The organism is Micromonospora sp. NBC_00421 (assembly GCF_036017915.1).
GTDB lineage: Bacteria > Actinomycetota > Actinomycetes > Mycobacteriales > Micromonosporaceae > Micromonospora.
Window position 1 is genome coordinate 2,297,221 of the sequence record NZ_CP107929.1, and the last position, 21,204, is coordinate 2,318,424.

General features: G+C 74.0%; 19 protein-coding genes and 1 pseudogene. 11 read left to right on the forward strand and 9 right to left on the reverse strand.

Annotated features, from left to right (window positions below):
* Nucleotides 1–47: 47 nt before the first annotated feature.
* From OHQ87_RS09985 to OHQ87_RS09995, 3 genes are all read right to left on the reverse strand, one after another.
* The gene (locus OHQ87_RS09985; protein ID WP_328347152.1) at nt 48–677 is read right to left on the reverse strand and encodes an MBL fold metallo-hydrolase; all 630 of its coding nucleotides are present in this window, start codon (nt 675–677) and stop codon (nt 48–50) included.
* Nucleotides 674–1,762, reverse strand: coding sequence for an S-(hydroxymethyl)mycothiol dehydrogenase (locus OHQ87_RS09990; RefSeq protein ID WP_328347154.1), 1,089 nt, complete (start codon nt 1,760–1,762; stop codon nt 674–676). Before OHQ87_RS09990 ends, OHQ87_RS09985 begins: the two co-directional genes overlap by 4 nt.
* A gap of 68 nt (nt 1,763–1,830) precedes the next feature.
* Nucleotides 1,831–3,336 (reverse strand): MFS transporter, encoded by a 1,506-nt coding sequence (locus tag OHQ87_RS09995; RefSeq protein ID WP_328347156.1) that lies wholly within the window; start codon nt 3,334–3,336, stop codon nt 1,831–1,833.
* Between the two features lie 218 nt (nt 3,337–3,554).
* Here OHQ87_RS09995 and OHQ87_RS10000 point away from each other — a divergent pair, with 218 nt between their 5' ends.
* Nucleotides 3,555–5,000 carry a cryptochrome/photolyase family protein gene (locus tag OHQ87_RS10000; RefSeq protein ID WP_328347158.1) on the forward strand — a complete coding sequence of 482 codons (1,446 nt, stop codon included), beginning with the start codon at nt 3,555–3,557 and terminating at the stop codon, nt 4,998–5,000.
* Nucleotides 5,001–5,039: 39 nt separating this feature from the next.
* Here OHQ87_RS10000 and OHQ87_RS10005 read toward each other — a convergent pair whose 3' ends face one another.
* Together OHQ87_RS10005 and OHQ87_RS10010 are read right to left on the reverse strand one after the other, a co-directional pair.
* Complete coding sequence (locus OHQ87_RS10005; protein WP_328347160.1) at nt 5,040–5,954, reverse strand: SDR family NAD(P)-dependent oxidoreductase; 915 nt, start codon at nt 5,952–5,954, stop codon at nt 5,040–5,042.
* Nucleotides 5,955–6,022: 68 nt separating this feature from the next.
* On the reverse strand, nt 6,023–7,531 hold the full coding sequence (locus tag OHQ87_RS10010) for a flavin-containing monooxygenase (protein WP_442930734.1): 1,509 nt from the start codon (nt 7,529–7,531) through the stop codon (nt 6,023–6,025).
* Between the two features lie 268 nt (nt 7,532–7,799).
* On the opposite strand from OHQ87_RS10010, the gene OHQ87_RS10015 reads away from it, so the two are divergent.
* Together OHQ87_RS10015 and OHQ87_RS10020 are read left to right on the forward strand one after the other, a co-directional pair.
* The gene (locus OHQ87_RS10015; RefSeq protein WP_328347162.1) at nt 7,800–8,678 is read left to right on the forward strand and encodes a pentapeptide repeat-containing protein; all 879 of its coding nucleotides are present in this window, start codon (nt 7,800–7,802) and stop codon (nt 8,676–8,678) included.
* A gap of 51 nt (nt 8,679–8,729) precedes the next feature.
* On the forward strand, nt 8,730–8,981 hold the full coding sequence (locus OHQ87_RS10020; protein ID WP_328347163.1) for a hypothetical protein: 252 nt from the start codon (nt 8,730–8,732) through the stop codon (nt 8,979–8,981).
* A 54-nt stretch (nt 8,982–9,035) separates the two neighbouring features.
* Here the strand turns inward: OHQ87_RS10020 and rnhA are convergent, their stop codons facing one another.
* Nucleotides 9,036–9,512, reverse strand: a complete 477-nt coding sequence (rnhA, locus tag OHQ87_RS10025) for a ribonuclease HI (RefSeq protein WP_328347164.1) — start codon at nt 9,510–9,512, stop codon at nt 9,036–9,038.
* 152 nt (nt 9,513–9,664) lie between these two features.
* On the opposite strand from rnhA, the gene OHQ87_RS10030 reads away from it, so the two are divergent.
* Nucleotides 9,665–10,771 (forward strand): serine hydrolase domain-containing protein, encoded by a 1,107-nt coding sequence (locus OHQ87_RS10030; protein ID WP_328347166.1) that lies wholly within the window; start codon nt 9,665–9,667, stop codon nt 10,769–10,771.
* A 17-nt stretch (nt 10,772–10,788) separates the two neighbouring features.
* Here OHQ87_RS10030 and OHQ87_RS10035 read toward each other — a convergent pair whose 3' ends face one another.
* Nucleotides 10,789–11,979 (reverse strand): lycopene cyclase family protein, encoded by a 1,191-nt coding sequence (locus OHQ87_RS10035; protein ID WP_328347168.1) that lies wholly within the window; start codon nt 11,977–11,979, stop codon nt 10,789–10,791.
* 83 nt (nt 11,980–12,062) lie between these two features.
* Between OHQ87_RS10035 and OHQ87_RS10040 the strand changes: the two genes are divergently transcribed.
* The 7 genes from OHQ87_RS10040 to OHQ87_RS10070 all read left to right on the forward strand — a co-directional run bounded on the left by OHQ87_RS10040 (nt 12,063) and on the right by OHQ87_RS10070 (nt 18,691).
* The gene (locus OHQ87_RS10040; RefSeq protein WP_328347169.1) at nt 12,063–13,160 is read left to right on the forward strand and encodes a serpin family protein; all 1,098 of its coding nucleotides are present in this window, start codon (nt 12,063–12,065) and stop codon (nt 13,158–13,160) included.
* A 211-nt stretch (nt 13,161–13,371) separates the two neighbouring features.
* Nucleotides 13,372–14,232, forward strand: a complete 861-nt coding sequence (locus OHQ87_RS10045) for a class I SAM-dependent methyltransferase (RefSeq protein ID WP_328347170.1) — start codon at nt 13,372–13,374, stop codon at nt 14,230–14,232.
* A 326-nt stretch (nt 14,233–14,558) separates the two neighbouring features.
* Nucleotides 14,559–15,047, forward strand: coding sequence for a hypothetical protein (locus OHQ87_RS10050; RefSeq protein WP_328347171.1), 489 nt, complete (start codon nt 14,559–14,561; stop codon nt 15,045–15,047).
* A gap of 155 nt (nt 15,048–15,202) precedes the next feature.
* Entirely contained in the window at nt 15,203–15,835 is a 633-nt protein-coding gene (locus tag OHQ87_RS10055) for a class F sortase (RefSeq protein WP_328347173.1), read from the forward strand.
* Nucleotides 15,836–15,912: 77 nt separating this feature from the next.
* Entirely contained in the window at nt 15,913–17,022 is a 1,110-nt protein-coding gene (locus OHQ87_RS10060) for a magnesium and cobalt transport protein CorA (protein ID WP_442930735.1), read from the forward strand.
* 520 nt (nt 17,023–17,542) lie between these two features.
* Complete coding sequence (locus tag OHQ87_RS10065) at nt 17,543–18,196, forward strand: C39 family peptidase (RefSeq protein ID WP_328347175.1); 654 nt, start codon at nt 17,543–17,545, stop codon at nt 18,194–18,196.
* An 81-nt stretch (nt 18,197–18,277) separates the two neighbouring features.
* Nucleotides 18,278–18,691 (forward strand): YchJ family protein, encoded by a 414-nt coding sequence (locus OHQ87_RS10070; protein WP_328347176.1) that lies wholly within the window; start codon nt 18,278–18,280, stop codon nt 18,689–18,691.
* On the opposite strand, the gene OHQ87_RS10075 is transcribed toward OHQ87_RS10070, so the two are convergent.
* Nucleotides 18,667–19,941, reverse strand: coding sequence for an MFS transporter (locus OHQ87_RS10075; protein WP_328347177.1), 1,275 nt, complete (start codon nt 19,939–19,941; stop codon nt 18,667–18,669). The genes OHQ87_RS10070 and OHQ87_RS10075 overlap by 25 nt on opposite strands.
* A 533-nt stretch (nt 19,942–20,474) precedes the next feature.
* Nucleotides 20,475–21,189, reverse strand: a pseudogene (locus tag OHQ87_RS10080) (mechanosensitive ion channel family protein); the annotation flags it as partial.
* Nucleotides 21,190–21,204: the final 15 nt, after the last annotated feature.

Here is a 21,204-nt window from a genome sequence, read left to right on the forward strand (position 1 = left end):
AGGCCCGCCGGGCCGGGCGACGGTGGATGCCGCCCGGCCGGTGCCGGTCAGTGGCCGCGGGCCAGCCACTCCTGCAGGTGGGGGGCCTCCGCGCCGACGGTGGTGTCGTCGCCGTGCCCGGTGTGCACCACGGTGTCGGCCGGCAGGGTGAGCAGCCGGGTCCGGATCGACTCGACGATGGTGGCGAAGTCGCTGTACGACCGGCCGGTCGCCCCCGGACCACCGGCGAACAGGGTGTCACCGGTGAACACCGCGCCCAGCGACGGGGCGTGGAAGCTGCACGCGCCGGGGCTGTGGCCGGGGGTGTGCAGCACCCGCAGGACGGTGTCGCCGACGGTGATCTCCTGCTCGTCGGACAGTTCCCCGTCGGGGGCCAGGCCGGGGTGCACCAGATCCCACAGCACCCGGTCGTCGGGGTGCAGCAGGATCGGCGCACCGGTGACCTTGGCCAGCTCGGGGGCGACCCGGACGTGGTCGTCGTGGGCATGGGTGGCGAGGATCGCCACCACCCGGCGGTCGCCGACGGCCCGGCGGATCGCGGCGACGTCGTGCGGGGCGTCGAGCACCACGCACTCGGAGTCGTCGCCGACGACCCAGACGTTGTTGTCGACGTCGAAGGTCTGCCCGTCGAGGGAGAACGTGCCGGAGGTGACGGCGTGGTCGACCCGGGCGGTCACGGGAACACCACCACCGAACGCAGCACGTCACCGTCGTGCATCCGGCGGAACGCCTCCTCCACCTGGTCCAGGGCGATCTCCTCGGTGACGAAGGCGTCCAGGTCGAGCCGGCCCTGCAGATAGAGCTGGGTGAGCAGCGGGAAGTCCCGGCTGGGCAGGCAGTCGCCGTACCAGCTTGACTTGAGTGCGCCGCCACGGCCGAAGACGTCCAGCAGCGGCAGGTCGACTGTCATCTGCGGGGTGGGCACCCCGACCAGGACGACGGTGCCGGCGAGGTCCCGGGCGTAGAACGCCTGCTTCCAGGTCTCCGGTCGGCCCACCGCGTCGATCACCACGTCGGCACCGAACCCGCCGGTGGCGGCCCGGATCGCCTCGACGGCGTCCTCGGCGGAGGCGTCGACGGTGTGGGTGGCGCCGAACTTCCGCGCCCAGTCGAGCTTACGACCGTCGGTGTCCACCGCGATGATCGTGGTCGCCCCGGCCAGGACGGCACCGGCGACCGCCGCGTCACCGACCCCGCCGCAACCGATGACGGCGACCGAGTCACCCCGGGTGACCTGCCCGGTGTTCATCGCCGCGCCGAGCCCCGCCATCACCCCGCAGCCGAGCAGCCCGACGGCGGCGGGCCGGGCCGCCGGGTCGACCTTGGTGCACTGGCCGGCGTGGACCAGCGTCTTCTCCGCGAAGGAGCCGATGCCCAGGGCAGGGGTCAGCTCGGTGCCGTCGGTGAGGGTCATCTTCCGGGCGGCGTTGTGGGTGTCGAAGCAGTACCACGGGCGGCCCCGCCGGCAGGCCCGGCACTCACCGCACACCGCCCGCCAGTTGAGCACCACGAAGTCACCGGGGGCGACCTCGGTCACCCCCTCGCCGACCTGCTCCACCACCCCGGCCGCCTCGTGACCGAGCAGGAACGGGTAGTCGTCGTTTATGCCGCCCTCGCGATAGTGCAGGTCGGTGTGGCAGACCCCGCAGGACTGCACCCGCACCACCGCCTCGCCGGGCCCCGGGTCGGGCACCACGATGGTGGTGACCTCGACCGGAGCGCCCTTGCTCCGTGAAATGACGCCCCGGACTTCCTGGCTCACGCTGTGTCCTCCCTGCCTGCCGGCACGACGGCCGGGTGGTTCCCGCTCCTCGGGCGAACCTACCGCGATCATGCCGCCCAACCCACCGGTCCGCCGGACTCACCGCCCGCCGACCGGTCGCCCCCACCCCCGGCCCGGTCCCCCGGCGGTACGCGCACCACCGCACCCGGCTCCGCCACGCGGACGGTGCCGGTGCCGTCGGGTCGACCGGCGTGCCGGCGGGCGGCGTTGCGGTAACGCAGCACCTGAACGGCGCCCAGCGCCCAGAGCAGGTACTGCACGGCGAACGCCCAACGGAACGCGTAGAGCGGTGGAGCGCTCGCACCCGCCGGGGTGGTCAGGTCGAGCACCACCCCGATCGCCAGCACCAGCACGATCGAGGCGACGAACCCGCCGACGTTGACGATGCCGATGGCGCTGCCGATGCGGTGCACCGGATTGAACGTCCGGGCGTAGTCGAACCCGACCACCGCGCCGGGGCCGTTGAGGGCCAGCACGAGCACCAGGATCACCAGCAGCCAGTGCGGGGACCGGCCGGGCCAGGCCAGCACCACCGCCCACACCCCGGCGCTGGCCCCGGTCACCGCGAAGATCAGCACCGACCGGTGGAACGGGTGCCGGGCGCACAGGTGGGCGACCAGCGGCCCGGCGAGCAGCGCGCCGACGGTCATCAGGGTGAGCAGGGACGCGGCGGCGGTCGGCGGTAGACCCTGCCCCTGCACCAGGAACGGGTACCCCCACAGCAGGGCGAAGACCGCACCGGAGAACTGGGCCACGAAGTGCGACCACAGGCCCAGCCGGGTGCCCGGCTGCGCCCAGGCGGCCACCAGCTCCCGCCGTACGGTGGACAGGGTCGGGGCGGCGACGGTGTCCCGCCCGACGTGCGGGCCGTCGCGGACGGCGACCAGCACCAGCAGCACCGCCGTCGCCCCGAGCCCGGCGGCGACCAGGAACGCCGGGGTCCAACCGGCGTGGTGCAGCAACGCCACCAGCGGCACCGCGGCGAGGATCGCACCGAGCTGACCGAAGGTGCCGGTGAGCTGCACCAGCAGCGGATTGCGGCGGCCCGGGAACCAGTACGCCACGATCCGCAGCACGCTGATGAAGGTCATCGCGTCGCCGAGTCCCACCAGCACCCGGGCGGCGACGGCGAGCCGGACGTCGGTGGCGACGGCGAAGCAGAGCTGCCCGGCGACCATCAGCGCGCCACCGGCCAGCAGCAACCGACGTGAACCGTAGCGGTCCAGGAGCACCCCGACCGGGATCTGCATGGCCGCGTACACGGCGAGCTGGGCCACCGAGAACACGGCCAGGGCGGAGGCGTTGAGGCCGAAGCGGTGCGTGGCGTCCACTCCGGTCACCCCGAGGGAGCTGCGGTGGAACACCGCCGCCAGGTAGGCGGTGACGGCCACTGCCCAGACCACACCGGCCTGGCGACGCCCGGATGCGGGAAGGACGTTCACCGCCGCGCCGACCCGCCGGGCGACCGGCCCACCCCGACACCGCACCCTCGCCGCCGCCGGCAGGCCCACCCGGAAGTCGACGCGACGACCGCCGGCATCGACGTACCGCACTGCGTCATACCCCAATGGTGCGTCCCCGGCGGGCGGACCGGCGACGGCGGGTGCACCGCCGGTGGTCCGCGCCACTGCGGGCGGACCCTCGCGGAGGGCCCCGAGTGGCTGAGCGGGTGGGCGGATCTGCCCCGTCCGGCGGGCCACCACCGGGGATCATCACCCCGCCGATCGACCCCGCCACGCGGGGTGACCGGGCGACTGGGCACAATCGACCCATGTCTCCCCGCCGGTGGCTGCTCGCCGATCAACTCGGGCCGCACTTCCTCGACGACGACCGGCAACCGGTGCTGCTGGTCGAGGTCAGCGAGCTGTTCCGGCGTCGGCGGCTGCACCGGCAGAAGGCGCATCTGATCCTCAGCGCCCTACGGCACCGCGCCGCCGAACTGGGTGACCGGGCGCTGCTGCTGCGTACCGGGACGTTCCGGGAGGCCCTGGCATCGGTCGACGGCCCGGTCGAGGTCTGCCACCCGAGCACCCGGGCGACCCTCGACTTCGTCAGGTCCGTCCCCGGGCTGGCCATGTTGCCACCCCGCGGCTTCGTCACCGACCTGGCCGACTTCGCCGACTGGGCGGACCGGCCCCGGCGCGGGCAACTGCGAATGGTCGACTTCTACCGGTACGCCAAGCGCCGGCACGGGGTGCTCACCGGCCCGGGACCGACCGGACGGCCGACCACCACCAGCGGACCCACCCTGGACGTACCGCCCCCGCCGCCGATCGTCGAGGACGACATCGACGCCGGAGTCCGGGCCGACCTGGACCGGTGGGAACGCGACGGGGTCCGGTTCGTCGGTCGCGACGCCCCCCGCACCCATCCGGCCAGCCACACCGAGGCCGAGGAGCGGCTGGCGCACTTCCTGCGCTACCGGTTGCCCGCGTTCGGCCGCTACGGCGACGTGATGAGCGCCGACGACCCGGTCCTGGCGCACGGGATGCTCTCCTCCTCGTTCAACCTCGGGTTGCTCGACCCGGCGGTGGCCCTGCACCGGGCGGAGGCGGCCTGGCGGGCCGGCGAGGCCCCCTCGGCCTCGGTGGAGGCGTTCGTCCGGGGCCTGCTCGGCTGGCGGGAGTTCCTCTGGCAGCTCTACTGGTACGTCGAGCCGCCCTACCGGGGCACCGGCTGGTTGGCCGCGACCGAGTCCCTGCCGCAGTGGTTCGTCGACCTCGACGCCGACGCGGTGGAGGCCCGCTGCCTCGCCGACGTGCTCGCCGGGGTCCGGGACCGGGCCTGGGTGCACCACGCCCAACGGCTGCTGGTGCTCGGCAACCACGCGTTGCAGCGCGGCTGGCGGCCGACCGAGCTGGCCGACTGGTTCCAACGCAGCTTCGTCGACGGCGTCGACTGGGTGATGAACACCACAGTGATCGGCATGAGTCAGTACGCCGACCTGGCCCGGGTGGACACCCGCCCGTACGCGGTGGACGGGCGGTACATCGACGAGATCAGCGACTACTGCACCGACTGCCGCTACCGGCCCGACCGGGAACTCGGCGACCTCGCCTGCCCGTACACCGGGGGTTTCGCCGCGTTCCTGCACCGTAACCGGGAGAAGCTGGTGGCCGACCCCCGGCTCGCCGCCGAACTGGCCGCCCGGGACGACCCGGACCGCCGGGAGGCGGTGCTGGCGCAGGAGGAGAAGCGGGGCAGCAACCCGCCCTGATCCCGGGGGGCCGGGCATTCCCCGGCACCCCGGGTGCGGTCAGGCGATCTCCCCGGCCGGCAGTTCCCCGGCCGGCAGCTCGGCGGCGGCCGGGGCGCGGGTGGCCGGGGTATGCCGGGCCGCACCGGCCGCGACGCGGATCCCGGCGGCGAGCAGCCGGCCGTACGAGCCCGGCGCCACCCGGGCCAGCAGATCGGGCAGCTTCGCCGACCAGCCGATCAGCACCCGGGCGCGACGACGTTCCACCCCACGCAGGATCACCTCGGCGGCCCGCGCGGGCGGGATGAACAGCAGCTTCTCGAACTGCCGCCGCGCGGTCTCGAACTCCTCACGGGCCATCCCGCTGCCGACCCGGGCGTTACGGGCGATCCGGGTGGCCACCCCGCCGGGGTGCACCGAGGTCACCCCGATGCCGTCGTCGGTCAACTCGTGCCGCAGCGCCTCGGTGAAGCCACGGACGGCGAACTTGCTTGCCGCGTAGGCGGTCTGCCCGGCCGGGGCGATCAGCCCGAACAGGCTGGACACGTTGACCAGGTGCGCGCCGGGCTCGGCCCGCAACGCCGGCAACAGGGCGTGGGTGAGCTGCACCGGCGCCCGGAAGTTGACGTCGACGACCCAGTGGAACTCGTCCATGGTGACCTGGTCGAACCGGCCACCGAGGGCCACCCCGGCATTGTTGACAAGCAGCCGGATCCGGGGATGCCGGGCCCGGATCTCCTCGGCCACCCGGGCGGTGGTGCACAGGTCGGCCAGGTCGACCAGGTGGGTGTCGACCCGACGACCGGGGTGGGCGGCACGGATCGCGGCAGCCACCGCGTCGAGCCGGTCACCGTCTCGGTCGAGCAGGACCAGGTCGCTGCCGCGCCGGGCCAGCCCGTGGGCGAGCGCCTCGCCGATTCCGCTGGCGGCACCGGTGACCACGGCGGTCCCGGCGGTGAAGTCGAAGCTACGCACGCGGCCTCCTTGCTGCGTGAAGGGACGATCGTTGCGGTGTGAAGGGACGGTCGGAAGTCGGGGACGGCTCAGCCGACCGGGGCGTCGGCGGTCGCCCGGGAGAAGCGCACCCCCGCGTCGTCGAGCCGGCCGTGTTTCATCAGCAGGACGTCCCGGGGATAGTTCTGATAAAGCCGCCAAGGTGCCCGGGGGCCCTGTCTGGGCAGCGTGTCCACACTGCGCAACACGTACCCGGAACGCAGGTCGATGATCGGCGACAGCTCGCCGTCGGCGGGCGCGACCGGGGTGACGACCTGCTGACCGGTGGCGTCCAGATGACGCAGCAACCGGCAGACGTAGCTGGCGACCAGGTCGGCCTTCAACGTCCAGGAGGCGTTGGTGTAACCGATGGTCAACGCGAAGTTCGGCACCCCGGAGAGCATCATGCCCTTGTACGCCACCGTCGCGCCGAGGTCGACGTCGACCCCGTCCACGGTGAGGGTCATCCCGCCGAGGGCCAGCAGTTGCAGCCCGGTGGCGGTGACCACCACGTCGGCGGGCAGTTCGACGCCGGAGCCGAGCCGGACGCCGTCGGGGGTGAACGTGTCGACGGTGTCGGTCACCACCGAGGCACTGCCGGACGCCAGGGCCGCGAACAGGTCCCCGTCGGGTGCCACGCAGAGCCGCTGGTCCCAGGGGTCGTAGCGGGGCGAGAAGTGCCGGTCCACGTCGTAACCGACCGGCAGGCGCCCCTTGGCCGCCCGCCGCAGGAACGACCGCACCAGCTTCGGTGCCCGCCGGCTGAGCTGGTAGTTGACCATGCCGAACAACACGTTCTTCCCGCGTACCAGCCGGTATGCCAGCCGGGCGGGCAACCGGCGGCGCAGCACGTCGGCCACCCGGTCGCGGGCCGGCAACGCGATCACGTACGTGGGCGACCGCTGGAGCATGGTGACGTGCCCGGCCCGCTGCGCCAACGCCGGCACCAGGGTCACCGCGGTGGCGCCGCTGCCGATCACCACCACCCGCCGACCGGAGTGGTCGAGGTCGGCGGGCCAGTGCTGCGGGTGCACCACCCGCCCCGCGAACCGCTCGACGCCCGGGAAGTCCGGGGTGTACCCGGCGTCGTACCGGTAGTAGCCCGTGCAGGCGAAGAGAAAGTCACAGGTCAGCACCACGTCCTCGGCGGTGTCGTCGCGTCGGACGTGCACCGTCCACCGGGCGGTGGTGCCGTCCCACTCGGCACGCGACACCCGGTGACGGAACCGGATGTGCTCCTCGACGCCGTACCGCCGGGCGGTGTCGCGGACGTAGCGGCGCACGGCGTCGCCGTCGGCGATGGCCTTCGGGTCGGTCCACGGCGCGAACGAGTAGCCGAGGGTGAACATGTCCGAATCGGAGCGGATGCCCGGGTAGCGGAACAGGTCCCAGGTGCCACCGATCGCGTCGCGGGCCTCGACCACCGCGTACGTCTTGTCGGGGCAGTCGCGCCGCAGGTGACAGGCCGCACCGACCCCGGACAGCCCGGCGCCGACGATGAGCACGTCGACGTGGTCGGCCATCGCATCTCCCGGGTCCGAGGCGGTGACCCGGACCATATCCCACCCTCGGTGAGGACGCGTGCCGTGTGCCCTCCCGGCCCGGCCCGGCGGGCACCCCGACCCGCCCGACCCGCCCCGGCAGGTCGGGCCGGCAGGCGTGCGCATGGCCGACCGCTCCGGGCGGGCGACCGGTGCCCGCCCCGACCGCCGGCAGGGGTGCCGCCCGAGGGACAATGGTCCAGGCCCGGCTCGGCCCTGCCCGGTCGGGTCGTCGGCGCGTCCGATCAGCCGGCACGACAGTCGAGGCAGGGAGAAACCAGGCAGCATGGCGGAAACCATCGAGCTGCGCGGCGACTGCGCCCGCTGCGTCGGGCTGTGCTGCGTCGCCCCGGCCTTCGCCGCCTCCGCCGACTTCGCCCAGCACAAACCCGCCGGCCGCCCCTGCCCGAACCTGCGCACCGACTCCCGGTGCGGCATCCACGACGAACTGCGCGACCGCGGCTACCCCGGCTGCGTCGTGTTCGACTGCTTCGGCGCCGGCCAGCGGGTCAGCCAGGTCACCTACCCGGGGCGGGACTGGCGCGACGACCCGGCCACCGCCGCCGGCATGTTCGCCGCGTTCGCCGTCGCCCGGCCCCTGCACGAACTGCTCTGGTACCTCACCGAAGCGCTGGCCCTCACCCCGGCCGGCCCGCTGCGCGACCAGCTGCGCGCCGCCCGCGACGACACCGACATCATGGCCGCCGGCACCCCCGGGGAACTGCCCACGGTCGACGTGGACGCCCACCGGGACCGGATCAATCCGCTGCTCTCGGCCGCGAGCGAGGCCGCCCGCGCCGGCACCGCCGGGGCCGACCACCGGGGCGCGATGCTGCTCGGCGCCGACCTGCGCGGCGCGGACCTGGTCGGGGCGAACCTGCGCGGGGCCCGCCTGGTCGGCGCCGACCTGCGCGGGGCGGACCTGCGCCGGGCCGACGTCACCGGCGTCGACCTGCGCGGGGCGGACCTGCGCGGGGCGGACCTGTCGAGCACCCTCTTCCTGCACCAGTCTCAACTCGAGGCGGCCCGCGGCGACCGGCGCACCGCCCTCCCGCCGACGCTGCGGCACCCCGGGCACTGGACCGGGCTGACCCTCACGCCGATCCGGCCACCCGCCACCCGCACCGCCGGCACCACCCGCCGCAGTCGCCGCCCCCGCCGCTGAACCCACGGTACGGCGGGTTTGCCGGGCAGCCTGGTGGGCACGAAGACGGCTATGACGGAGCAACCACGTACCGACCTGGCCGACACCGACGAACCGGACGGCGTACCGGCGTACGAGGCGTCGCTGCGCCCGCCGGGCGAGTCGCTGGGCGGCGGCGGGGACACCGGCGACGACTTCGCCGACCTGCCGGCCGAGGAGCACCTGTCGGCCCGGGACACCAGCCGCGCCGGCTACGACGTGGACGCGGTCTCCGGTGCGGGTGACCCCGCCGAGGAGGAAGCGGCCAACCCACCCACCGAATGACCCGACCCACCAACGACCGACGACACCGGAGCCGGAGTGCGGCATCGGTAGCGCTCAGCGGGGCGTGCCGACCGCCGAGCGCGCCTCGGTCATCCCCCGGTTGGCAAGCGCGTCGGCGCGCTCGTTCTCCGGATGACCGTTGTGCCCCTTCACCCAGTGCCAGCTCACCTCGTGCCGGGCGCACGCCGCCTCCAACCGCTGCCACAGGTCGGCGTTCTTCACCGGCTGCTTCGCGGCGGTACGCCAGCCGTTGCGCTTCCACGACGCCAACCACCCGGTGATGCCGTTTCGGACGTACGTGCTGTCGGTGTGCAGCCGCACGGTCGCCGGCCTGGTCAGCGCCTCCAACGCCTCGATCGCGGCGGTCAGCTCCATCCGGTTGTTGGTGGTCGGGGTGGCCTCGCCACCGCACAGCTCCCGCTCGTGCCCGCCGTAGCGCAGCAGCACACCCCACCCACCAGGCCCCGGGTTCCCGCTGCACGCCCCGTCGGTCCAGATCTCCACGACCCTGTCGGCCGCCGCGTCCACCATGCCGCCGAACCTACCGGTACCGATGCACACCGGACACACGGCACCCGCCACCACACCGGTGCCCACCGACCAGGACCAGCGCCCCGGCACCCACGGACCCGCACCGAAAACCGGCGGCGGAGCCGGCACCGGTTCTGGCAGAGTCGGCGACCATGACCGACGGCACGGACGGCCTGCGGGCCCGGGTACGCAGGACCATCGACGACCTGGTCGACTCGGGCCGGGAGGCGGGCGTGCAGGTGGCGGCCTACCGGCACGGTCGCCTGATCGTCGACGAGACCGCCGGCACCGCCGACACCGCCACCGGACGGCCGTTGACCGCCGACACCCCGATCTTCAGCGTCTCCACCGGCAAGGGCCTGACCAGCACCGTCGTGCACGTCCTCGCCGAAGCGGGCCAGCTCGACTACGACCTGCGCCTCGCCGACGTCTGGCCCGAGTTCGCCCGGCACGGCAAGCACGCCGTCACACTGCGGCACGTACTCACCCACACCGCCGGGGTGCCGGCCCTGCCCGCCGACACCACCCCGGCCGACTTCACCGACTGGGACGCGATGTGCGCGCTGATCGCCGACGCGGTGCCCCGCTGGGCGCCCGGCGAACAGGTCGCCTACCACGCGTGGACGTACGGCTGGCTGGTCGGCGAGGTGGTCCGTCGGGTCACCGGCCGCCGGATCTCCACAGTGCTGGCCGAGGACGTGGCCGCCCCGCTGGGCGTACCCGGGGAGCTGTTCTTCGGGGTACCCGAGGCGGACCTGCCCCGGCTGGCCACCCTGGAGGACAACGGCCTGGCCGACCTGATGGAGTTCGCCTCCACCCACCTGCCGCACTTCGACGCCGTCGCCCCACCCGCCGTACGCCCCGACGCCGCCATCGGCAGCCGACCGGACGTGCTGCGCGCCGACGTGCCCGCCGTGGGCACCCTCACCGCCCGCGCCGCCGCCCGGATGTACGCCGCGCTCATCGGCGAGGTCGACGGGGTACGCCTGGTCTCCGCCGACCGGCTGCGCCAGCTCGGCGCGGTGGCCGTCCGGGGCGTCGAATGGGTGTTCGGCCAGGAGACGGCGTACGGCCTCGGCTACGCGGTCGACGACGACGGATCGTTCGGCACCGCCGGCAGCGGCGGCAGCCTCGCCTACGCGTACCCGGAACTGGGCCTGACCGTGGCGGCGACCCGCAACCGGCTCGGCGCGAACGACGGCGACCCGATGGAGGGCCTGCGGGCGCTGATCCGCGACACCGTCCGCGCCACGACCTGACCGGCCCGGCAACCCGCTCAGCGACGGGACAACCGGGCCCGCAACCGGCCGGCGGCGTCACCGACCACCGCCGACGTCATCGGCAGCAACGGACTGGACCGCATCACCGCCAGATCCTCCAGCGGGCTCGTCGCCCCATCGAGGAAACGCAGCACCCGCGACGCCGGGTTGCGGTCGAAGAGCCGGTCGAAGAACTCCGGACCACCTACCGCACCGGAATCCCACGCCCGCAACGCCACCGCGTCCATCCACCGGTGCCGCCCCGGGTACGCCGGCCGGGGCACCGGCGGCCGACCGGCCGCGAGCGCGGCGGCGACCTGCCCGGCCTGCCGGTGCATGGCGGAGAAGGTGAACCCGGTCGACGGGCGGGTCGCCCCACCGGCGGTGCCCAGCCGGACCACCCGGGGCGAGGGCCGGGCGTCGAACGGCGCATCGGTCATCGGGATCACCCCGTCCTCCACCTCCCGCACCCGCAGCTCGGCCAGGTCCAACCCGAGCAACCCCGCGTAACCGCGCAACCCGGCGTCGTACCCCGCGTCGTCGAGCACCGTCGGGGAGAACTCGGTGTACTCCACCAGGGCGTACCGGTCGCTGACCGGCAACACGTAGCCGAACGAGACCCCCCGGGCCGGCTGCGGGGTGCGGAAGTCCATCAGCACCGCCCGCCCCGGGTCGAACACCGGCGTCGACGACTCCAACCACCAGCCCCGGAAATGCTGCAACCAGGCCGTCCGACCGGGCCGGCGGGGCGGGCGGGGACGCGAGTCGAGCACCCAACCGGCCCGCACCACCACCCGCCCGTCGGTGTCCCGGACCGTCACCGCCGAGCCGCCGTCGTCGTCGAGCGCCCCCACCGCCGCGTCGAGCCGGATCGCACCGAGCCGCCGCTCCGCCTCGGCGGCCCGCTCGTACACCGGCGCGGAACGCAGCATCGCGTACCGCAACGGGGTCAGCTCCAGCACCCGGGCGGTGGCCGGGGTGGTCACCTCCACCCGCGACCAGCTGGCACTGAGCATCGGCTCCAGGTCACCACCGGGGGCACCCCAGAACGCCCAGGTGCGATCCTGACCGCGCTTGCGCACCGGGTCCACCACGGCCACCCGCAGCCCCGGCAGCTCCTGCCGGGCCAGCGCGGCGAGGACCAGCGACCCGGCCCCGCCACCACCGACGACGGCCAGGCCGACATCGACCGGTACGCGGGAGTTCACCCGGCCACGCTGTCACACCACCGGCCGGCGACGGCACGGACCCCACCCCACCTGCCGGGGCAGCCCGGGTACCGTGCCGCCCCATGAGCCCGTCCGCCAACGCCCTCACCGCCCGCTGGGCGTCCCGACTGGACGACCGGCAGACCGTCCTGTCCGGCGCCGGGGTGTATCCGCTGCTCGCCCTGCTGGCCCGATTCGCGACCGGCCCGGCCCGCGACGAGTTGCAGGCCGTCGCCCCCACCCCGGCCACCCCCGTCGACTCCCCCGGCACCCGGCTGGCAACCGGCTTCTGGTCCCGCGCCGGCCTGCCGCTGGGCCGGCGGTGGCTCGCCGAACTGGACGGCTCGACCCGGGGCGAGCTGACCGGCGACCCGGCGGTCGACCAGCCACGGCTCGACCGGTGGGCACGGGAACGCACCGACGGCCTGGTCGACCGGATGCCGGTCCAGGTCGGGCCGGGCACCGCGCTGGTGCTGGCGAACGCGCTGACCGTGCTGGTCGACTGGGCCACCCCGTTCCGGCCGGACCGCTGCCAGCCGACGACCGGACCGTGGCAGGACCGCCCACTGGCCGGACTGCACCGGCCCGGCGGCGACCCGGCCGCGCTGCGGGTGGCCGACACCCCCGCCGGCCCGATCAGCCTGCTGACCGTCGCCGGGAACGCCGACGTCGACGTGCTGCTCGCCCTCGGCCCGGCCGGGCAGCCGGCCGCCCGGGTGCTCCCGGCCGCCCTCGGCGCGCTCGACCACCCCGCGACCCTGCCCGCACCCGCCGGACCGGGCATCACCGAGGACACCGTCGAGGGGTACGACGACCGGCCCGAGCTGCTGGTGCGTACCGTCGGCTTCACCGTCACCGGCGACCACGACCTCCTCGACCACGCCGACCTGTTCGGCCTGGTCACCGCCGGACGCGACGGCGACCACTTCCCCGACATCAGCCCTCAGCTGTCGGTGTCCGACGCCCGGCAGAGCGCACGGGCCGAGTTCACCGCCACCGGCTTCCGCGCCGCAGCCGTCACCGCCGCCGCCATGCGGGCCGGTGGCGCACCACCCCGCGCCACCGTCCGCCGACGGCGGGTGCGCTTCGACGTCGACCGGCCGTTCGGTTTCCTCGCCGTGCACCACCCCACCGGCCTGGTGCTGATCGCCGGCTGGGTGACCGACCCGACGGGGGCCTGAGCCGGACCGGCCACCGGCGCTCCCCCGGCGACACGTAGGTTCGGTGCGACCGGACGACCAGCGCCGACGATCGGGGAACCAGCGTGGCGGGCGGACCGCTGCCGGTGGACCCCCGGCACGCGGTGCACACGTGCAGCTGAGCGAGTTGGCGCACCCGCTCGGCCGCCGAATTGCCGTTGAGCGTGCCACCGACATCTGCCACCGTCAGCCGGTGACTGACAATGACGACACGAGCCACAGTCGGCCCGGCACCGACTACCGCACCCTCAACCGGGCCAGCTGGGACGACCGGGCCGCCGCCCACGCCGCCTCGCCGGACTACGCCGTGGACCGCTTCGCCGCCGAACCGGACCACCTCAGTGAGGTGGTCCGGTTCGACCTGCCCCGCCTCGGTGACGTGGCCGGGCTGCGCGGCGTGCACCTGCAGTGCCACATCGGCACCGACACCGTGTCGCTGCACCGGCTCGGCGCGCGGATGACCGGGCTGGACTTCTCCGGTGCTTCCCTCGCGCAGGCCCGGTCGCTGGCCGACCGCACCGGCGCGGCCGTCGACTTCGTCCAGGCCGACGTCTACGACGCGCCCGACGTCCTCGGCACCAGCGGTTTCGACCTGGTGTACACCGGCATCGGCGCGCTGTGCTGGCTGCCGGACATCCGCCGCTGGGCCGGGGTGATCGCCGCCCTGCTGCGTCCCGGCGGGCGGCTGTTCCTGCGCGAGGGACACCCGATGCTGTGGGCCCTCGACGAGACCCGCCCGGACGGCCTGCTGGTGGTCGACCACCCGTACTTCGAGCGCGCCGAGCCGGTGGTCTGGGACGAGGGCGGCACCTACGTGAGCACCGAGGCGACCTTCACGCACAACACCACGCACGAGTGGAACCACGGTCTCGGCGAGGTGGTCACCGCCCTGCTCGACGCCGGGCTGGAGCTGACCATGCTGCGCGAACACGACAGCGCCCCCTGGGACGCGCTGCCGGGGCGGCAGGTCCGCGACGCGCACGGCGAGTGGCGGCTGACCGAACGCCCGTGGCGACTCCCCCAGACCTACACCCTCCAGGCCCGCCGCCGCTGACCGCCGGCCGTCTCCTGCCCCAAGGGTGGGAGACGGCCGGCGACTTCCTCGGGTTGATGCGGTGAAGTCGTGCGCGGTGGGTCACACCCGCTAGGGCATCCTAGGAGGCTGGGTTGTGGGTCGGGGGGTCAGGTGTCCGCACTGTCCCGGCATTTCCGCCGCTCTGCGGCGCGGGGGAAAACACGTGACGGCAACGAAGATTTCTCATTTTGCCCGGCACGAGGGGCCAACCCTCCTAGTGTTGGGCACACCGGTGCTAGTTACGGAGTTGGCCACCCGAACGACGTCCCACGCAGACAGCGGACGAAAAGTGAGGGAAGACGCGTATGAAGGCACAGAAGGTTCTCGTATCGACGGCGCTCGGCGTGGGACTCGGCACGCTCCTGCTCCCGACGGCCGCACTCGCGGACACCACGGTGTCGCCGGCCTCCACGCCGGTCGGCGGGACGGTGGTGCTCACCGCGACCACCTGCAACCCCAAAGCGGGTGACGTGCTCTTTCACGTCACCGGCCCGGACCGGGACCAGAACGTGCGCTCCACCACCGCCGCCGCAGGTGGCGGACTGAGCGCCGAACTCTTCACCGCCGGCTTCACCCTGGGCACCTACACCGTCGCCGCCACCTGTGGAGACGACAGCTCCGCCGGCAGCGCCACCTTCGCCGTCACGCCGATCGGCGCGGCACCCGCGGGTGGGGGCGGCGGCGCCGACAACACCGGCCTGCTGGCCGCCGGGGGCGCGCTCGCCGGGGCAGCCGCGCTCGGCGCCACCGTGCTGCTGCGTCGCCGCCGCCGAGCGGTGACCACCGTCGGCTGAGGACGCGACCGCACCCGGCGACCCGGCCGAGACCGGCCCGACCGGCACGGCGACCGCGGTGCCGACGACGAGGACACCATCCCTGGGACGGGTGCCCGCGCCGGTGCGGACCGGTGCGGGCACCCGATCACATCGGACGTCGGGGAGGACGGGCGATGGGCGTACGCGAATGGGCGGTCCGGACCCGTACCGCCGTCACGGCGGTCACGGTCAGCGGCACCGCCGGGATCGCCCTGATCGCCGCCGGCCTGACCATCGGTCCGGTCGGGCCACCCCAGCCGAGCATCGACGTCAGCGGCGGCAACGGCAGCCGCTCCCCGATCCCGGCGCTGCCCCGTTCCACCCCGGTACGCATCGACATCCCGACCATCGGCGTACACGCCGAACTGGTGCCGGTGGCAGGTGACCCGAACGGCACCCTCGAGGTGCCGCCACTGGACCGCCCCACCGTCGCCGGCTGGTACCGGCCCGGGGTCAGCCCCGGCGAGGCGGGCAACGCCGTCGTCGTCGGGCACGTCGACACCCGGGACGGGCCGGCGGTCTTCTTCGACCTCGGGCGGTTGCGCCCCGGCGACACCGTCCGGGTCACCCGCGCCGACGGGCGGGCGGTGAACTTCGCAGTCGACGGGGTCGGTACGTACCCGAAGCGGAGTTTTCCCACCGCGTTGGTCTATGGTCCGGGCGGACCGGGGCCGGCGTTGCGCCTGGTGACCTGCGGAGGGCGGTTCGACGAACGGTCCCGCGACTACTCCGACAACATCGTCGTGCGGGCCACCGCCGTCGGCTGACAGTCGCCCGACCGCACCACTGTCGCGCCGGCCTACTACGGTGGGCCGGCGGACGGGCGGCGAGGCGGAGGTACGCGGTGGAGCGGCGAGCGCTGACGACCCTGCTCGGTCCCCGGCTCCACACCCTGGTCGGCCGGCTGCGCCGACAGGCCGGGGAGACCGCCACCGGCCGCACCCCACGGGTCAACCCCGATGCCGTCGTCGACTGCGCGGTCTATGTCAACGGCCGCCGGGAGACCGGCCGGCCGCACTACGCCGACGCGTACGCCCGGGCCCGGCGCAGCCGCAACACGTTCGTCTGGTTGGGTCTGCACGACCCGGGCGCGGCGGTGCTCGCCGCCGTCGGGCAGGTCTTCGGCCTCGACGAGCTGACCGTCGCACAGGCCCTCGCCGACGGGCACCGGCCCACCGTGCAACGACACGGCCCGGTCACCCTGCTGGTGCTGCGCACCGCCGCCTACGTCGCCCAGGGCGAGCTGACCGCGACCTCCGAGGTGGTGGACACCGGTGACGTGATGGTGCTGCTCGGCGACCGGTTCGTGGTCACCGTCCGGCACGGCGCCTCCGGCGCCCTCGCGCCGGTCCGCCATGAGATCCAGGGCCGCCCGTCACTGCTCGCCGAGGGCCCGTGGGCGGTGGCGTACGCGGTGACCGCCCGGATGGTCGACCTCTACCTGGAGGTCGCCGCCCACCTCGAGCAGGACCTGGAACGGGTCGAGGAGAGCGTCTTCGCCCCCGACCGCAACGCCGACATCCAGCAGATCTACCAGCTCAAACGAGAGTTGGTGGAGTTCAAGCGGGCGGTGCTGCCCCTGCAGGAGCCGCTGCGCGCCCTGATCGCCGGCCCGGACGGCGGCCCGCCTGCGGGGCTGCGCCGCTGGTACGTCGACGTGGAGGGCCGGTTGACCCGGGCCGTCGACCGGATCACCTCCTACGACGAGCTGCTCAACTCGATCCTCCAGTCCCGACTGACCCAGCTCGCGGTCGACCAGAACAACGACATGCGCAAGATCGCGGCGTGGGCGGCGATCGCCGCCACCCAGACCGCGGTGGCCGGCGTCTACGGGATGAACTTCGCCCGGATGCCCGAACTGTCCTGGCGGTACGGCTACCCGGCCGCGCTGGCGTTGATGGCGACGGCGGCGTTCACCCTGCACCGGATGTTCCGCCGCTCCGGCTGGCTCTGACCCTGCCGGCCGGTTCTGACCCTGCGGCCGGGGCGACTCCGCCCCATCGCGCCGAATGTCCGTTTCGACCCCGCACGGGGTCGGTCGGGGCGGCGGCGGTGTCGTCCCGTGGGCGGACGGCGGCGCGGTCCACCGGCCACTCGTCCAGGCGGCCCCGGTTGGGGCGGTGATCCTGGGGACGGGTGCCCGCCGCCGGTGTCCGATTCCGCCGCCGGGCGGTGGTGTGGTGACCACCGGCGCGTCCGGTTCCGGGCCCGGTGTCCCGTGGCCGGGGCCACCCCCACGGCGGAATCGCCGCCGGGGCCGCGGCGTTGTACCTGGCATACCACCGCCACTCTCCCGCCCCCGGGAGACGGCCCCCGGAACCCCGACCACGGAATGCGGTCCCCACCGGGTTGGTTACACCCCCTCGGACACCCGAAGCAGGTCCCCCCGACCGCCGGGCCATCCCCCCTTACCCCCGCAGGCCGCCCACCCCCCTGGGCACCCACGGCACCCCCGACCAGAGGAGCACGCCACCATGCGTACCGATCTGATCCGCAAGACCGCCCTCACCACCGCCGGCCTCGCCCTCACCACCGGCGCCATCGCCGGCCCCCTCACCGCCACCCACACCGCCCACGCCGCCACCCCCACCGCGTCGGCGCAGACCGACCACAAGCCCAACGGCGAACGCGAACTGAAGGTCGACTACCAGGCACAGCCCAACTTCTACTACTGCGGCCCCGCCGCCACCCGCAACGCCCTGTCCGTCCAAGGCAAGAACATCGACGTCGACGCCATGGCCAAAGAAATGCGCACCACCGAAGACGGCACCAACAGCATCAACGACATCACCCCCGTCCTCAACAAGGAAACCGGCCGCAACGCCTACGAAAGCACCGAAATCCGCAACTCGAAGGCCAACGACAAGCAGACCCACGAACTACGCGCCGACATCGTCCACACCATCGACGACGGCCGCGCCGTAGTCGCCAACATCGCCGGCACCGCCACCGACACCGACGGCAACACCCACTCCTTCGAAGGCGGCCACTACATCAGCGTCGTCGGCTACCACGACAACGCAAAGACCGTCACCATCGCCGACTCCGCCAACCCCGACACCGCCGCCTACCGGATCACCGTCGACAACCTCGCCGACTGGATCGCCACCCGCGGCTACACCTCCTGACCCCGAACACCGAACCGGGCCGACCCCCACCACGGGGCCGGCCCGGTTCGCCGGTTGCGGGGTGTCCGGCAGGATGGACGGGTGGCGAAACCTGCATCCCGCCGGAACGGCGGCACCCAGCGGTCCTGCCCCTGCGGCACCGGCCTGCCGTACGCCGACTGCTGCGGGCCACTGCACCGGGGCGATGGTACGGCCGGCACGGCGGAGGCGCTGATGCGGTCGAGGTTCAGCGCCTTCGCCGTCGGCGACCCCGACTACCTGCTGCGCAGCTGGCACTCCCGCACCCGGCCGGCCCGGCTGCGACTCGACCCCGCCCAGCGTTGGACCCGACTGGAGATCGTCGACAGCACCCGGGGTGGCCTGCTGGACAGCACCGGAACGGTGGCGTTCCGCGCCCACTACCGGGACGCCGGGCAGCCCGGGACGGTGGACGAGCACAGCCGGTTCGTCCGGGAGGACGGCAACTGGGTCTACCTCGACGCGCTGCCGTCCTGACCCGACACCACCAGCGCACCGGCGACAAGCAGGTACGGCACGGCCGCCGCCGCGAACGCCGTGGCGTGCCCGCCGGTGGCGGCGACCAGCGCGTACCCGCCGTACGCGCCGATCATGGCCAGGTCGGTGCCCATCCCGGCGACCGACGTGACGGTGGCCCGCCCCGGCCCGGTGATCCGTGCCTGCAACCGGGCGTCGGCCAGCACGGTGGCGAGTTGCAGGGCGCAGAACGCGACGCCGAGCAGCACGAAACCACCTGGATGTCGGACGACGGCCCCGGCGACCAGGGCGACCGCGGCCACGACGAGCAGCGCGGCATAGCCGGGGGTGGTCAGTCGCTCCGCCGCCGGGGCGAGCAGACCGCCGACGGTCATCCCGACCCAGACCGGCAGGAGCAGCAGCGGCACCGTGGCCGCCGGGACGCCGATGTCGTGGGCCAGCAACGGGGTGTACTCGTCGAGGGCGCCCCAGACCGCCGTCACCGCCGGGACGAGCAGCACGGCCGACCGGACCCGCCGGTCGGCGCGCGCCTCGGCCAGGCCGGCGCGCAGGCTCCCCCACCAGCCCGGTTCGGCCTCCGCGCCGTCGACCGGCGGTAGGGCCAGCGGCTCGCCGAACGGTACGACCGATGCGCCGGTTGGTGGCGGTGGTGCGGTGTCGTCGCGGCGGTGTTCCGGAAACCGGGTGGCCACGGCCGCGGCGAGCACCCCGGACAGCACGCTGGCCGCCCCGACCGCCAGGTAGCCACCGACGGCGAGGACCGGCCCGGCCAGGCCGATCGAGGCGAGCATGCCGAGCACCCCGGCCGTCCGGCCCCGACCCATGGTGCGGGCGTACCGGCCGGCCGCACCGAGCCGGTCGAGTTCGGTGTGGACCAATGCCTCCAGGGCGCCGGAGCCGAGCGCGCCACCGGCCCCCCAGAGGACGAAGCCGAGCGCGAACGCCCACCACGAGGCGACCAGCACCCAGAGCGCGAAGCAGGCCCCGGCGAGCAGCGGCGCGAGGCAGAGCAGCAGCCGTCGGGAGACGCTGTCGGCCCAGGCCCCGGACGGCACCTCCAGCACGATGCCGGTCACCGACCAGATCACGAAGAGCGCGGAGATCTGCCCGACGGTGAGGCCGGTGGCGCCGAAGAGCAGGACGTACACCGGATAGATCAGCACGAAGTCGCTGAGGAACAGGTAGCAGTAGAGCGTGGTCGACAGCCGGCGGACGCGGGGGTCGGACACCCGCGTGGAGGTGAGGATCATCAGGGCCTTTCCACGGGACGGCACGGACGCGGGAGGTACGGCGTCCGTGGCGGCCCACGGTTTCGGCCTTCAGTGCCGGATCAACATCGCCAGGTCATCTGCCGATGCTAGCCCGGCCGGGGGCGGGGCGCGGCCCCGGCGGAACGCGTACGGCGGCGGGGCGGGACCTGGTCCGGTTCCGCCCCGCCGCCGTACGCCCGGTCAGCGCCGGGGCGGTTCGGGGTCCATCGGTGGAATGACCATGGTGGCCTCGCTGTCGGCGGTGGATCCGTCCACCGGCCCGGCCTGACGCGGCACCACAGCGGTCGGCGGGCTGTCGGACGCCCCGGTGGCGTCCCGGTCGGCGGGACGGGACACCACCTGGGTCTGCTCGGCCTCGTCGGCACGCGGCAGGACCTGGGTGCGCTCCGCCTCGTCGGGGCGGGACACCACCTGGGTGCGCTCGGCGTCGTCGTCCAGTGGGGCCGCCGGGGTGGGCGCGGCGGCGGCCGGCACCGGCGGGGTGGGGTCGGCCGCCGGTGCCGGGCTCAGCCGGGCCTCGACGTCGCGCCGGCCCGCCTGGTAGGCGCGGGCGTGGGTGGCGATGGTGCGGGACTCCTGCTCGGCCCGGGTCAGCCAGGACTCCCAGCGGGCCTGCATCGGGCGGATCAGACCGCCGCCGACCCCGACGACGAGGATGCCGCCGACGGTGGCGAGGACGGCGACGAGCACCGGCGTGGTGACCGCGGTGGCGACGCCGATCTGGTTGAGCGCGGCGATCACCCCGAGCCCGAGGATGAACACCGAGGCGATGTTGGCGAGCACCCGGCCGTAGGACAGGCCGCCGAGCGCGCTGCTGATGATGTCCTTGACCGCGTTGGCGATCGCGGCGGTGACGACCACGATGACGATCGCGACGAACGCCCGGGGCAGCCAGGCGATCACCCCGGCGATGAGGTCGGAGATCGGGTTGGGGCCCCAGATGCCGAAGGCGAGCTGGAGGGTCACCAGCAGCACGCCGTAGTAGGAGAGCTTGGCGACGATGTCGCTGGCGTCGTAGCGGGACCGGGCCAGGGCGGTCTTGATGCCGCCGCGCTCGACGGCCCGGTCGAAGTGCACCCGTTCCAGCACCTTGTCGACGATCTTGCGAACGGCCTTGGCGATCAGCCAGCCCGCCACCAGGATCGCCACGAAGGCGACCGCCTTGGGCAGGAAGAGCAGTACCGCCCGGAGGGCGTCGCCCGCCGCATCGCCGAAGTTGTCTGTCATCCGTGGTCCTCCACC